We start from the raw sequence: 13,775 nt of genomic DNA on the forward strand, positions 1-13,775 counted from the left end.
CTGCAGGCGAGAGAAAAACAGCTTGGCTCATAAATCAATCAAAACCACCAAGCACACTCCTCGAACGAATCATGGATTGAGGCGAAATCTAACCGCCGACTGGCCCACCTGTGGCACCCCTCGAGCATCGATTCACTCGATTAGGTAGCAAACTCCGCACACCTCAGGAGTCGTTCCGGCCGTGCTTGACAGCTGCAGATGGCATGAACCACACGCTCGGTCATTGCCGCCAGATTGAACCGCCGATTGAAGCGGTAGCTGAAGGCGCCCAAGTAGCGATCAGCGTACTTTTCGAAGCGAAGGGCATGGAAGCTGCCGCTGAAGCTGGTTTTCAAGTTGCTGAGCACCGTGTTAATCCAACGGAATTCTGGTAATTCATTGGGATGACGACCCTTTACGACCACAGGATGATGGAAGCAACCGACTTCTGCAACGGCGCGAAAGCAAGCCAGCCCATCGGAGATCACTTCACAGCCTATCGCCAGTGAATCTTGGGCCCAATCAGCAATAGCGGCAAAAGAGAACGTGGGCACGGTGGCAAGTTTTATATACCGGGGGTGGCCCGCCTCATCGACAGAGACGGCTGCCACGACCGGCACCTTGTTCTCCGATCCACGACCAGGCTTGCCACCACAGCGTTCTCCGCCAAGGTAGGCATCATCCACCTGCACCCTTCCTCTGAGGACATAGGCGCCATCACGTTCTTTCATTGCCTGCATGATCTTGTTCTGAAGCAACCATGCCGTTCGGTAGTTCACACCGAGATGACGCCTCAGAGCTAGTGAGGAGATTCCTGTCTTGGCTTGGCCGACGAGGTAGAAGGCAAGGAACCAGGTGGTCAGAGGTAACTTTGTTGCCTCCAAGATGGTACCGGCCGTGAGGGTGGCTTGATGACGACAGCTCCGGCACTGATAGCGCTTGTGGCGCCTGCCAATGATGAGCCCGTACTCCTTGCCCTCACAACGTGGGCAACGGAAACCATCAGGCCAGCGCGCCTGTTCCAGGGCAACTTCACATTTTTGCTCGGTTCCGTAGAGCTCAATAAACTGGGGCAGCGACAGGCTGGCCTGGAACTGGATCCGATTCATAGCCATGGCAGTGACGACTGGTATATGCGTACCAGCCTAGGTCCCAAAAGGGCTGCCTGCGGAGCTTGCTGCCTAATCAAGTCGATTCAAGCCAAAACTCGTAGCACACGACAGCTCCTGGGTTTTCAATCGCAGCGGGGATCGGAATGCAACAAGTTCAAACCCTGACCCAGAGAGAACTGCAGCCGCTTGAACCCAGGCTGGCGATCAACTCGATGCCGAGGTGTAAAAGCGCAGGGCGAACTGCCAGAACTTGCGGCTGCCCAAGAGGCAGAACGCCGCCACCGCGAGGGAGGCGAGCAGCCAGGGAGCCGAGCCACGGCCGAGAATCGCCTCAGCCGGCACGGTTGTGAGGAAAGCCACCGGCAGGACAAAGGTGAAAAACGTGCGCAAGGCCACGGGATAGGCGCTGACCGGGTAGCGGCCTGCCACCAGGGCGGCGCGCAGCACCTCGGTGGCGTTCCAGACCTTCACGAACCAGATGCTGGTGGCCGCCAGCACGAACCAGAGGCTGTAAAGGATCAAGGTGCTGCTGAGCAACAGCACCAGGGCCGCGACGACGCTGGCGCCATCGGGCCTGGCGCCAGCCTGGGCGGCGGCCACCACGATCAGAGCAAGACCGGCAGCCACCCCCGGCAGCCCCCAGGGGGAGAAGGTGCGCGCCGAGAGCCAGAACTGGCTGTCGACCGGCTTGAGCAGCACGAAATCGAGGGTGCCCTCCCGCACGTGCGTGACGATCGTGCTGAGGTTCGGCTGCAGCACCGTGCTGGTGATGCCGTCAAGCAGGGTGTAGAGGCCGAGAACCACCAGGGCCTCCTCCCAGCTCCAGCCGCCCAGGCTGCCGCCCTGGCCGAACAGCAGCGAGAGCACGAACAGGCTGCCGGCCAGGTTGCCGCCCACGGCCAGCAACTCGATCAGCACGTTCACCTGGTATTCCAGGTCAGCGGCCAGAGATGTGGCCCAGAACCGCCGCAACAGCCGCAGGTTTCGCATCCTCAGGCCCCCATCGCCGAATAGCGGCGCAGGCCCGCCTGCCAAAGCCAGAGGGCGAGGGGCAGCAGCAGAGCCGCCCAGACGCCGATTGTGATCAGGCCACCGGCCAGATCCACCGGTTCACCGGCGAGCAACTGGGCCGGAAACGACAGCATCGCCGGGAAAGGGGTGAGCAAGGCGAAGGCACGCACCCCCTCCGGGAAAGCCTCCAGGGGCGCCACCAGACCAGAGAGAAACAGGTACGGAATCAGCAAGAGCCGCTCCAGTGCAGCGGCGCGCTCGGTCCAGAAGCAGAGCATGGTGATCACGGTCTGAAACAGGAAGCGCAGCAGGAAAGCCAGGTGGATGGCGACCACGGCCAGCAGGAAGCCGCCCGGGCTGGGCAGCCAGAAGGCGGCGGGCTGAAACAGAAAGAAGATCGCCATGATCAGCACCACGAACGGCAAGCGCGTGGCCTGCTCGGAGAGGTGGGAGGCGAGATAGCGCCAGAGGGGGTGCAGCGGCTGGAGCAAATAGGGCGAGAGCCGGCCCTGGAGCGCGTCTTCTTCGAAGACATGCACCAACCAGACAATCGTGAATTGCCGCACCACAAAAGCCGACAGGAAGTAGCGGCTGAGGCGCTCCGGGCTCAGCCCCAGGCCACCGGCCGCCTCCGAACCACTCCAGACCCCGAGCATGATCAAGGGCAGCACGCCCGAGAGCGCCCAGAGGGCGATTTCAGCCCTGTACTCGAGCATGTAGGCGTACTGGGTGGAGAGCAGCACCCGGGCGATGCGCCACCCGCGAGCGAAACGAAGCCTGCGGCTGCCCCTCATGACACGGCCCCCTGACGAAACAGCCGGCCGATGATCTCCTCGATCGGCGGATCGCTCACCTCCAGGTCGAGCACGTCGAAATCGGCCAGCAGCCGGCCGACCGTGGCCGTGAGCTCAGAGCGCGGCACCAACAGCCGCAGCTGCTGACCATCCTGGGATTCAAAGGTGCCATAGGAGGCAAAGGCCGCCGCCGGTGGCGGATCGCGCAGCTCAAAACGCACTTCGCGATGGGGGGCAAGCCGTTCGGTGAGGCCGTCCAGGCTGCCGTCATAGAAGAGACGCCCCTGGTGGATCAGCAACACCCGGCGGCAGAGGGCGGTGATGTCGGCCATGTAGTGGCTGGTGAGCAGCACGGTGGCGCCATGGCGGCGGTTGTAATCGGCGAGAAACTCACGCACCCGTGCCTGGGCGTTGACATCGAGACCCAGGGTGGGTTCATCGAGAAAGAGAACGGCCGGACGATGCAGCAGGGCCGCCAGCAACTCCGCCTTCATCCGCTGGCCGAGCGAGAGCTTGCGCACCGGGCGGGTGAGCTCCTCGCCCAGATCGAGCATGCCGGCCAGCTCGTCGATGCGGCGTTTGGCTTCGCTGTCGTCGATGCCGTAGACGGCAGCATTGACCCGCAGCGAATCGAGCGGCGGCAGATCCCAGATCAGTTGCTGCTTCTGGCCCATCACCAGGGTGATCTGGCGCAGGAAGCCGGCCTGGCGGCGGAAGGGAACGCAGCCGGCCACCTCCACCTCTCCGGCGCTGGGGTGAATCAGGCCGGTGAGCATCTTGAGTGTGGTGGTCTTGCCGGCGCCGTTGGGGCCGAGAAAGCCAACGATCTCTCCGGGCTCGATCGTGAAGTTGACATCGCTGACCGCCTGCACATCACGGCTGCGGCGGGCGAAGAAATGGCGCAGGGTGCCGCCCAGGCCCGGCTGCTTGTCGGCCACCCGGTAGGTCTTGGAGAGGCCGCGGGCGGAGATGATCGGCATCGAGCCTGGCGGAACACAGCTCCTAGGATCACTGGTCAGAAGCTGGGGTGGCGAGGATGAGGGGATACCGCACCCTGCTCCGCGCTCTTTGCCTGCTGCTGGCCTGGTTGCTGGTGGTGCTGCCCGCCAGGCCGGGAGACTCTGAGCCGGTTCCAGCGCCAGCCTTGGCTCAGAAAGAAATCCGCGGGGTCTGGCTGACCGGCAACGACATGGACACCCTGCGCAGCCGTCCGCGCCTGCAGGCCGCCTTGGGCGAGCTGAGCCGCCTCAACTTCAACACCATCTACCCGGTGGTCTGGAACAGCGGCTACGCCTATCACACCAGCGCGGTGACCAAGCGGCGAAAGATTCAGTCGTTTTCGTTCAAGGGCTTAGAAGGGCAAGACATCCTCGCTGATGTGATCAAGGAGGGCCATGCCCGGGGCCTGCTGGTGATTCCCTGGTTTGAATTCGGCTTCATGGCGCCGCCCTTCTCAGAACTGGCCGTTCAACATCCCACCTGGCTGACCCAGAAGCGCGACGGCGGCAAAACCTCGATCAGCGCCGCCGGGGAGGTGGTCTGGCTGAATCCGTTCCACCCGGAGGTGCAGGCGTTCATCACCGAGCTGGTGCTGGAGATCACCAGCCAATACGACGGCGACGGCATTCAGTTCGACGATCACATGAGCCTGCCGCGGAGTTTCGGCTATGACGACTACACCGTGGCCCTTTACACCAAAGAGACCAAAAAAGCCCCACCAGCCAACCCAGAAGACCCCGGTTGGGTGAAGTGGCGTGCCGACAAGATCACCGCCTTTATGACCAGATTAAACAAGGCAGTGAAAGCGGCAAAACCGAAGGCGATTATTTCTGTTTCCCCCAACTACTACGACTTTGCCTACAAACTCCAGCTCCAGGATTGGCTTGAATGGATGCGGCGCGGCATTGCTGACGAGGTGATCGTGCAGCTCTACCGGCCCGATCTGCCCAGCTTCGCCGCCGAGCTTAATCGCCCTGAACTACAGGAAAGCAAGCAGAAGATTCCAACGGCCGTGGGAATCATGAGCGGCCAGCGCACCAGCACAGTTCCGATCCAGCGCATCACAGACCAGGTGAGCGCCACGCATCAGCGTGGCCTGGGCGTGGCCTTCTTCTATTTCGAAAGCCTCTGGGAGCACACCGACGAGCCCGTGGAGGTGCGCCAGGCCAGCCTGCAGGACCTCTTCCCGATCCCGGCACGCCGATGGCGCCGCTCATGAGGGTGCGTGTTCTGCAGAGTCGGCTGCTGACTCGGCTACAGCGATCGCTCGCGCTCTGCCTGGCCCCCCTGCTGTTGGGCCTGGCTCTCGCTCTGGCCCCGGGGCTGGCTCCCGCCCAGGTCGGGCCGGCTGCGGCGGCTGAGAGCGCGGAGCTGGATCCCGGCTCAGCGTTCGTGGTGGTTGACGGGATCGAGCTGTTTCGGGTGCGCTCCTCAAATGACTACAGCGCCGAGCAACGGGTGGAGGCCGTGAATGACGTGCTCAGCGACACGGTGGCCGCCAACGATCCCGCCGAGGTCTCCGTGGTGGAGCGCAATGGGCTGCCGGTCATCGCCATCGATGACAAGCCACTGCTGACAGTGACAAGGCGCGATGGACCTGAAGGCGTCAGCCCGGAGGCCCTGGCGGAGGTGTGGAGGCGGCAGCTGGGGCGCGCGATCGAGCGGGGCCGGCAGGAACGCCAACCCGCCACCGTGCTGCGACTGGTGCTGATCAGCCTCGGCTTGCTTCTGGGTGCCTGGATCGTCCAGCGTCTGCTGGGTCTGGCCTTTCGGCGGCTGTTTCCACAGGCCATGGTCCCGCCGGATCGTGAAGCGGAGGTGGGAGCCCCGGACCTGCAGGGCTCCAGGCTGTTACTGCGCTTCCTGCTGCGAACCCTGCAGCTGGCGGTCTGGATCGGCGTGATCGCCCGCTGCATCAGCTTGTTTCCGGTGAGCCGAACCTGGCTCGGAAAGATTCGGGACGCGCTGGCCGACAGCCTGGCCTCACCCTTCCTGCCCCTGGGCGAGCGCAGTTACTCCGTTCTCGACATCCTCGTTCTGATTGCCCTGTTCCTGCTGCTGGCCAAAGGGCTGGGGGTGGTGCATCAGCTGTTGCGCACCCGGGTGCTGCGGTACACCGGAATCGGCAAAGGCTCCCAGGAAGCGATCGCCTTCATTGTTCAGTACACGTTGCTGTTCGTGGGCTCGCTGGTGCTGCTGCAGCTCTGGGGGCTTGATCTGAGCTCCCTCGCTCTGTTCGCCAGTGTGTTCGGGGTGGCCCTGGGCCTGGGCCTGCAAGGCATCACCAAGAACTTCATCAGTGGCCTGATCATCATCTTCGAGCGGCCGATCGAAGTGGGTGATTTCGTTGAAATCGGCGCACTCCAGGGCACTGTCCAACGGATCAGCCTGCGCTGCACCGAAGTGGTGACGTTGGATCGCATTGCGATCATCGTTCCCAACTCCGAATTTCTCGAATCTCAGGTGGTGAACTGGAGCCATGGCAGCCCCACATCGCGGCTGATCCTGCCGGTGGGGGTGGCCTATGAATCGGATTGCCAGCAGGTGCGCGAGGTGCTGATCCAGGCTTGCCAAGGCTATGGCGGGATCCTGAGTGAGCCACCACCCAAGGTGTATTTCAAGGGGTTCGGTGACAGCTCCCTGGATTTCAGCCTGCTGGTGTGGATCTCCCAGCCGATGCGGCAGTACGAAATCATCAGCGAGCTCAATTTCAAAATCGAGGCCGCCCTGCGTGAACACCAGATCACGATTCCCTTCCCCCAGCGCGACCTGCATCTACGGCCCGGCAGTCTGCAGCTCAGCCTGCCGAGCGAACTGAGCGATGCTCTGCGCGAGCAGGCCTCCAGCCGCAGCGCAAGCCCCCCCCCAGCCTCACCGGAAGCAGGCTGCTGAGCCAATGACTGCCGGGCCAACATGCTCTCATCGAACAGAATCCTGACCTGACTAGATCCTCATCTGACAACGAAGGGCAAGCTCAGCTTGTGACACACTTGCCACACCAGCAACGGCCGACCGTGCCCAACGAGAAAAAGTCTTCAACCTCGGCGATCGCTGGCCTGCTGGTCGTGATCGGATCGATCGGCGGTGTGGGCCTGCTGGTGTGGCTGACGGTCGTTCTGCTGGATCTCAAGCACCTGAACACCTCAGGGTTCACCCTCCCTTGAACGCAGGCTCAGCCGCCCGCCCCTGTTGGTTTGGTTCCTCTGCCCGCTGATCTGATCGTCAGCTGATCCCGATCCAATCGCGCAAGGATTGCAGAGACTGCTGTTCATAGCTGCAGAAATCAACCTGGCTGATGTTCCTCACCTTGGCCTTCTTACCCAGGGCTAAACCGGAGTCAAAGGCAAACAAGTGCTTCCAGGAGAATCGATAGGGCTTTGGATAAAACAGCAGGGAGCAGAACTTGAAGAGTGCCAGATGAAACCCGTTGGTTCGCAGATCGTTTCCCATCGTGAAACCAACGACGAAGGCCTCATCATCAAGGGAGAAGTGCCTGCGCAGCAAAAGGTGAAGGCAATCATGCCGGTACAAGTTGATGTTGCCCGGCAAAGCGAACCTGCTGCTTGGGTTCTCAAGCAATCGCACCAAGAAGGGGATGCATGAACCGGGATCGCCCGTCATGCTTAGAAGCGCTTCGCCGAGGCTGGAAGAGCCAGGGATCGGGGCAAGATCCTGTAGCCCTGAGGCTAAGTCGTTGCTGGGGCGGGAATCCATCAGAAAACTGCGAAGTTGGGGAATCCGGCCTGAAACAATCCGGCCTGAAACAATCAACCTGATCTGTAAACCCAAGCTAGTGGGGCCAGCGACGATCACCAACAACACGGGTCTGGTCTTTGCTCAAACCGCAACACGTGCCGCGTCCATTAGGCCTTGGCTCAGCCGAGCAGCCAGAGCAGCATCAACCGCAGTTGACCGACAATGCCTTCGCCGGTGATCAGTTCACCAGCGATCGCCGCCACAAAGCCGAGCATGGCCGCCCGGCCATTGAGGCGTTCCACCCCAACCAATGCCGAGCGATTCCAGGGCAGATCACCGGTCATGCTGGCACCAAAGCGCTCAACGGGTTCGTAATTGAACGCGTCATCAGGCATGGGATTGGGCGTTGGATGGGGCGTTGGATCGGGGATTGATTTGGGCGTGTGATCACTCATGGGATTGGGAGACTAGGGCAACCAAAAAGGGCTGGAAAGGTGCAAAACAGTGCCTGAAGTGGCCAAACACAACCAGTTTTAAACCACAAAAAAGGTCAGTAGAGAAGCGAAGCCCCAAGACCTGAATGGATCCATGGGCGCCTACGGCTCGCCCAGGAAATCACGCTTGCCCAGCACCACGCCGTTGTGGCGCAGCAGGTCGTAGGCGGTGGTGATGTGGAAGTAAACATTTGGGAACACGAAACTGCTCAGGAACGGCCAGCCCTGCATCGTGATCGTCGCCCCACGGCCCACCGGCACCGTCACCTCCCGGATCTCTGATCCTTGGAGCTGCTCGGCCGTCACGCTGTCGAGGTAGGCGACCGTGTCCTCCAGCCGCTTGATCAACTCCCCGAAGCTGGTCTCGGTGTCAGCGACAGCCGGGGCCTCACTGCCGCTCAGGCGGGCCACGCCGCGCCGGGCGATGTCTGCGGCAATTTGCACCTGACGGACCAATGGGAACATGTCGGGATAGAGGCGGCACTGCAGCAGCACCTCGGCATCGATTCCCTGGGCTTCGGCATGCTGTTGGCCCTTGGCCAGAACTGCAGCCAGGTTGCTGAGCGCGCGCTTCAGGGGCGGCACCGCCGCCACATGCATCGACAGTTCCATGGGCAAGCGCTTTAGCCATTGCAGATAAAAGCAGTCTAGGTGGGGGCTTGCGTGCGGCTTACAAGTGGCGCTCCAGGTTCCAAGACAGTTGTGATAAGGCAGTGGCGTGGGGGGAGGGGCGTGGGGGCAGTGGTCGATCGCCAAAGTTTTTGCAGCCCGCCGATCCGTTGCATCGCTAGCAGACAGTTGGCGTGATTCATGCGGATGAACCACCGGAAAACTGGCCGACTGCGGAGTGAGCTTGAGCGGCCCCTACATTAATCAGGCCTTTTTACAGAGAGGTAGTTGCCGGCGGCCCCTTAGGCATTAACAAGCTGGAGTTCTTGCACGGAGTTCATGCTACCGTAAATCAATGGAGTTGCCCCGATTTCGTGGACACCGCTCAGGAGTTCACAGATACGAGTGTAGGGGCAGTGATGAACTGTTGCTCGTAATCGATCGGAGCGAGGTAACTGATCGTTGAATGGCGGCGCTCACGGTTGTAGTAGCCCTCGATCAGAAGGCCAGATCGTTTTGCAGTTGCTGGGGTGAAGTCAGATCCTTACGGTCGTCATCAAGATCCAGCTCGAATTTGAGAGTGGAGAAGAAGCTCTCCACCACCGCGTTGTCCCAGCAGCAGCCCTTGGCGGACATGCTGCACACGATCTCGTGTTTCTCCAGGAGATCGCGGTAGTCAGTAGCCCGGTATTGGCTGCCCTGGTCCGTATGGATCAGCAGCTTCTCGGGTTCGACCTGGCGATGACCGAGGGCTCGGTTGAGCGCCTCGATCACCAAAGCGGTATCGATCCGGCTGTCGAGTTTCCATCCGACGACCCGGCGACTGAACAGATCGATCCAGACGGCCAGGTACCGCCAGCCGGCCTTGGTGCGGATATACGTGATGTCGCCGGCCCAGCTGCGATTGGGAGCCGAGGGCTGGAAGTCCTGCTGCAGCAGGTTTTCCGTTGCCCCGCAGACGCTGCTGCTGGCCTTGCGGCAGGGGCGGAATGCCTTGCGGGTTTTGGCCTGCAGCTGGGCACGACGCATGAGCCTGGCCACGCGGTGGCGCCCGACCTGGCGGCCGGCAGCAGCCAACTCCTGGTGCACACGCGGTGATCCGTAGAAGCCACGGTGCTGCTGGAACACCTCCTGGATCTCAGCGGTGATCACTGCATCCTCCCGGGCCCTTGACCCTGGGTTCTCCTGCCGCTGTCGCCAGGCGTAGTAGCCACTGCGGGCCAGCCCCAGCTGCCGGCACAGCCAGGAGACGGAGAAGCGGGCCTCCAGGTCGTGAATCAGGCAAAACCTCTTGGCGGCAGCTGCTCCTTGGCAAAGTGCGCTGCCGCCAGCCTGAAAAAATCCTTCTCCCTCCTGAGCTCACGGTTCTCCTGGCGGAGTCGATTCAACTCAGAGCGTTCCTCGCTTGTGAGCAGGCCCTGGTCCTTGGGGCCGCTATCACCACGGTCAATCCGGGCCTGGCGAACCCAGTTGGCGAGGCTGCTGGAGGGAAGGCCCAGCCGCTGGGCGACGGCAGAGCAAGAGAGGTCCTCTTGGAGGCAGAACGCGACAGCTTCCTGTTTCTGCTGCGCCGTGAACCTACGCCTTGTCTTGGTGGGATTGGTCATTGATGGAGAGTCTGGAGGTTATGGCGTGACCCTTAGCGACCTGTCCACAGAATCAGGGGAACCCCAGGCGAGCGTTAGCGAGTCCAGTGGAGGCGCAGCTTTTTGCGCCGGAACGATATTTAAGAAATTTGTTATAGGCTTTTACCAAGACTATCCTCCAATGCTTTTAGAAGACTAGGCGCAGACTGCCTAACGAAATAGACCTGGTCATTAGTTATATTCTCGCCATGTACTGCATAGTTACAAATTGATATGACCTCTTGTATGCCAATGACAATCTCTTTAGGCATGTAATCTGACTGTCTTAGTTGATACAACAATTTCCCAACAGAGACTCTTTTGCTATCAAGCCCGAATGCTATAGAGTGCCGGCGAAGAAGCTTTTCAAAAGCCAACCTAACCTCGAACATCTCTGTTTCAATCGAACCAGCATATTTTTCGCGTAGATTTTCTGTTTCTTCTGCCTTAATACCTAGCTTGGCTAGTGCATCTTGAATTTGAGCTGATAAATCTGGGATTTCCGAATCCTTTGGAGGTTCGGGATTTGTATTTACATATATTTGATTATTGTTAGCGGAAGAAACTTCAATAGAGGAAGTAACTTCGGTTTTTAATATTGCTAATTGATGAGTCAAATCTTTCTTCAGCTCTTGAATATCTTGCTTAAGCTTGATTCCGAATAGATCCATTTCTTGAAAAATAGGAGCAAGGCAGATGCCAATCCATATAATAAATACTATTGAATCAAAATAAGTAGGTTTTCCACTTATTAGGTCGTCCTGTCTGCTGTACAGAAAGAGGCCTATGACGATCACAAGGACAAACCACCAAAATATTTTAAAATCTTCCGTATTTTTCATAAACGCTCGATTCGCGGGATTGCCTTATAACGAATATGGATAGATCGTGCGCAGCCACGATCTTATCCGAAGTTGAACAAGCCCGCAACTCAGAAATCCAAGGCCTACTGCAGAAACATCCAGCCTGATTTCACAGTTGCTCCAGATTCACTGTGGGGGCAATGGCCTGTCGCATGACCCACATGACTCTGGCGTTGCGTCACTGGTTAGTATAAGGGCGCAACCGTACTGGCAGGCCAGTTCTCTGCATAGGGATCGGCCTGGATCAGGCTATAGGGTCTATCTCTCGATTGATCTTCTAGGCCTTTCTTGATCGGCTCAACACAATCGTGGTGCCATATTGCGCACCCGCACGGCGATGATGTTCATCACCCCTCTGCAACGTGGGCAGAGAATGGGGGGCTTTTGGCTCGCTGCTGGCTGATCTGGTAGCGACACCCTGAGAAGGAGTTGCACCAGCTGAATCAGTCGCTTGCAATGGCCATGCAGGATGCCGAAATCGCGGACACGACGGAACCGTTTAGGCAGTACATGCCGCAGAAGCAGCCAGAGGAAGTCACCCCCGGGCACAGTCTGGATTGTCTCGTGTCCCTGGTTGTCCGTCGTTCGGAACGTTACCTTGCCATCCGCGTCAGAAAGGATGTTCTTCTCAGGTAGAACGCCTCGATACAAATAGCGACCAAGGTAGAGCAAGACCTTGTCGCCACGTCCCACATGCTTGCAGTTCACCACCCATTCCTGCGGCAGGGCTGTCTTAATTTGCAAGCCAAGTCGCCGCATTCCCTCATACCACTTGGCACGGAAGACCTTGGCCAGGTTGGCAGCATGAAACAGGTACTGTGTCGCCTTAGTCCTCCATTCCTGACGCTGCTGATTCACAGCACCTGCAGGCACAATCAGATGCACGTGTGGATGGAAATAGAGTTTGCGGTTATGGGTATGCAGTACAGCATGGGCACCGATCTGCCCCTTGAGTTTCGGGTCACGCCGAGCGAATGAATCAATTGTTTGCCAGGCTGTTTTCAGCAACAGATCGTAGGCGGTGCGCTGATGCTGCCAGATCAATGGCCGTAGTTCTGCCGGTACCGTGAAGGTGATCAGGAAATACTGCACAGGTAGCAACTTGGCTCGTTGCCGTTCAATCCACTGTTGGCTTTCATGGTGCTGGCAGTGCGGGCAACTGCGATGGCCGCAGGAATGGGGGATCTTGATGGTGTGTTCACAGTCAGAACATTGCAGCACCATCAGGTCGCTGCCTTGACGGCGGCAGCGCCGCATCGCCTGCAGAGCCTGGCGATGACTCGGCAGCAGTTGAGGGCCATGGCGGCGTTCCAGGTCGCCCTGGTAACGCTCCACCAATTGGGAGAGAAGAATCATGACTCCTCCACCCAGCGCAGCTGGAAGCCGCTCAGCAGCGTTTCAATGCGATCGCCGGTGTGATCGCGGACCACCTTGGTGATGTGGGCGTAGCGGGCTGTGGTGTTGCTATGGCTGTGCCCGAGCAGGGACTGGATGAGGCGCAGGTCCATTCCCTGCTCCAGCAGGTGCGTGGCGTAGGCGTGCCGCAGCGAGTGAACCGTGAGCCTCTTCTCAATCCCGCATTCCAGGCGAGCTGCTTTCAGTGCCGCCTGCACGCCGCTGGCATCCATCGGTGCACTGGCGATCCGCACGATGAATTGGCTGCCGGCCGGACTGGGGAACAGCAACCGGGGATGGCGGTGAGTCGTCCAGAAGCGACGCATGGCTTCCAGCGTCAACGCCGGCATCGGAACGTAGCGATCTTTGCCGCCCTTGCCATCGCGAATATGCACGCGTCGCTGTGAACCGTCGATGTCGGACACTTCCAAGGCCAGACCTTCACTGATGCGCAGGCCCAGGCTGTAGATCACCAGCAGAACAATCCGGTAGCGCAACTTGCGCACCGTATTGATCAGCCTGTGCACTTCCTCGCGAGTTGGAATATCCGGCAGGCTATGAACTCGAGGTGGACGGATGATCTTGATCCACTCCATCTCGCGATCGAGCACATAGCGATGGAAAAACTGCAGACTGCAGAGATCGACCTTGATCGTGCTCCACGAATACTGCTCAAGCAAAGCGGCAAAGTAGTCTTTGAGTTCAGAGGGGCTGAGATCATCAGGGCAACGGTCGAAATGACCGGTCACTCGACGTAGCGTTCGGCTGTAGCTGTCGATCGTCTTGCTGCGTAGGCCATGCAGCCTCATCGCTTGCAGGTTCGCATCAAACAGGCCATCAAAGCGCTCCTGTTCAGCAGGATCCATTGCGGTAGCTTCCCGTTGGAAAGACGAAGGGAGTGGGCGCATCAATAGATGCGCTTCCCTCAGTGTGTTCTCGGAAGACCTCCGCAGTCAGAACACAACAGGAATTGTTCAGCCTTGGTCCGCAGCATCAACCACGTGGGATGGCCTCAAAGACAAGACGAAGCTCCGACTCGAAGTCGTTATATTATGCTTGGATTTTAAATCTGCCGCGTAGCGGCTTTGTTCAACATGCGTTTCGACGGTCCGCATAACACCCCTACCCAGCACTGTCTCTTCCGCATATCACGACGAGGTCAGCTCCCATAAATGGCTCAGACCGATGGCTCCGCATA

At 59.4% G+C, this 13,775-nt stretch carries 14 protein-coding genes; 3 read left to right on the forward strand and 11 right to left on the reverse strand.

Annotation, left to right across the window (positions count from 1 at the left end; all coding sequences use genetic code 11):
• Nucleotides 1-140: 140 nt before the first annotated feature.
• From BM449_RS01350 to BM449_RS01365, 4 genes are all read right to left on the reverse strand, one after another.
• Nucleotides 141-1,094: an IS1595 family transposase gene (locus tag BM449_RS01350; RefSeq protein ID WP_071799713.1), complete on the reverse strand. Its 954-nt coding sequence runs from the start codon at nucleotides 1,092-1,094 to the stop codon at nucleotides 141-143.
• A gap of 201 nt (nucleotides 1,095-1,295) precedes the next feature.
• Complete coding sequence (locus BM449_RS01355) at nucleotides 1,296-2,081, reverse strand: ABC-2 family transporter protein (protein ID WP_071799770.1); 786 nt, start codon at nucleotides 2,079-2,081, stop codon at nucleotides 1,296-1,298.
• A 2-nt stretch (nucleotides 2,082-2,083) separates the two neighbouring features.
• A complete protein-coding gene (locus tag BM449_RS01360; protein ID WP_071799771.1) occupies nucleotides 2,084-2,896 on the reverse strand; it encodes an ABC-2 family transporter protein in 813 nt (270 codons plus the stop codon).
• The gene (locus BM449_RS01365; protein WP_186437675.1) at nucleotides 2,893-3,876 is read right to left on the reverse strand and encodes an ATP-binding cassette domain-containing protein; all 984 of its coding nucleotides are present in this window, start codon (nucleotides 3,874-3,876) and stop codon (nucleotides 2,893-2,895) included. The genes BM449_RS01360 and BM449_RS01365 overlap by 4 nt, the downstream gene beginning before the upstream one ends.
• A gap of 56 nt (nucleotides 3,877-3,932) precedes the next feature.
• Between BM449_RS01365 and BM449_RS01370 the strand changes: the two genes are divergently transcribed.
• The 3 genes from BM449_RS01370 to BM449_RS14845 all read left to right on the forward strand — a co-directional run bounded on the left by BM449_RS01370 (nucleotide 3,933) and on the right by BM449_RS14845 (nucleotide 7,059).
• Complete coding sequence (locus BM449_RS01370) at nucleotides 3,933-5,114, forward strand: glycoside hydrolase family 10 protein (RefSeq protein WP_083544318.1); 1,182 nt, start codon at nucleotides 3,933-3,935, stop codon at nucleotides 5,112-5,114.
• Nucleotides 5,111-6,787 carry a mechanosensitive ion channel domain-containing protein gene (locus BM449_RS01375; RefSeq protein ID WP_083544591.1) on the forward strand — a complete coding sequence of 559 codons (1,677 nt, stop codon included), beginning with the start codon at nucleotides 5,111-5,113 and terminating at the stop codon, nucleotides 6,785-6,787. The genes BM449_RS01370 and BM449_RS01375 overlap by 4 nt, the downstream gene beginning before the upstream one ends.
• 89 nt (nucleotides 6,788-6,876) lie before the next feature.
• Nucleotides 6,877-7,059 carry a hypothetical protein gene (locus BM449_RS14845; protein WP_145537311.1) on the forward strand — a complete coding sequence of 61 codons (183 nt, stop codon included), beginning with the start codon at nucleotides 6,877-6,879 and terminating at the stop codon, nucleotides 7,057-7,059.
• 58 nt (nucleotides 7,060-7,117) lie between these two features.
• Here the strand turns inward: BM449_RS14845 and BM449_RS01380 are convergent, their stop codons facing one another.
• From BM449_RS01380 to BM449_RS01410, 7 genes are all read right to left on the reverse strand, one after another.
• Complete coding sequence (locus BM449_RS01380) at nucleotides 7,118-7,717, reverse strand: hypothetical protein (RefSeq protein WP_233830918.1); 600 nt, start codon at nucleotides 7,715-7,717, stop codon at nucleotides 7,118-7,120.
• Between the two features lie 53 nt (nucleotides 7,718-7,770).
• Nucleotides 7,771-7,986, reverse strand: a complete 216-nt coding sequence (locus BM449_RS01385; RefSeq protein ID WP_071801837.1) for a chlorophyll a/b-binding protein — start codon at nucleotides 7,984-7,986, stop codon at nucleotides 7,771-7,773.
• 201 nt (nucleotides 7,987-8,187) lie between these two features.
• Nucleotides 8,188-8,697 carry a DUF1993 domain-containing protein gene (locus BM449_RS01390; protein WP_071799772.1) on the reverse strand — a complete coding sequence of 170 codons (510 nt, stop codon included), beginning with the start codon at nucleotides 8,695-8,697 and terminating at the stop codon, nucleotides 8,188-8,190.
• Nucleotides 8,698-9,192: 495 nt separating this feature from the next.
• Nucleotides 9,193-9,975, reverse strand: a complete 783-nt coding sequence (locus tag BM449_RS01395; protein WP_120352736.1) for an IS3 family transposase — start codon at nucleotides 9,973-9,975, stop codon at nucleotides 9,193-9,195.
• 457 nt (nucleotides 9,976-10,432) lie between these two features.
• Nucleotides 10,433-11,161, reverse strand: coding sequence for a hypothetical protein (locus BM449_RS14850; RefSeq protein ID WP_145537314.1), 729 nt, complete (start codon nucleotides 11,159-11,161; stop codon nucleotides 10,433-10,435).
• Nucleotides 11,162-11,479: 318 nt separating this feature from the next.
• Nucleotides 11,480-12,538, reverse strand: a complete 1,059-nt coding sequence (locus tag BM449_RS01405; RefSeq protein ID WP_071799714.1) for a transposase — start codon at nucleotides 12,536-12,538, stop codon at nucleotides 11,480-11,482.
• Entirely contained in the window at nucleotides 12,535-13,443 is a 909-nt protein-coding gene (locus BM449_RS01410) for a site-specific integrase (RefSeq protein WP_071799715.1), read from the reverse strand. The genes BM449_RS01405 and BM449_RS01410 overlap by 4 nt, the downstream gene beginning before the upstream one ends.
• Nucleotides 13,444-13,775 lie beyond the last annotated feature (332 nt).

It is taken from the genome of Synechococcus sp. SynAce01 (genome assembly GCF_001885215.1).
GTDB classification, from domain to species: Bacteria; Cyanobacteriota; Cyanobacteriia; order PCC-6307; family Cyanobiaceae; genus Regnicoccus; species Regnicoccus frigidus.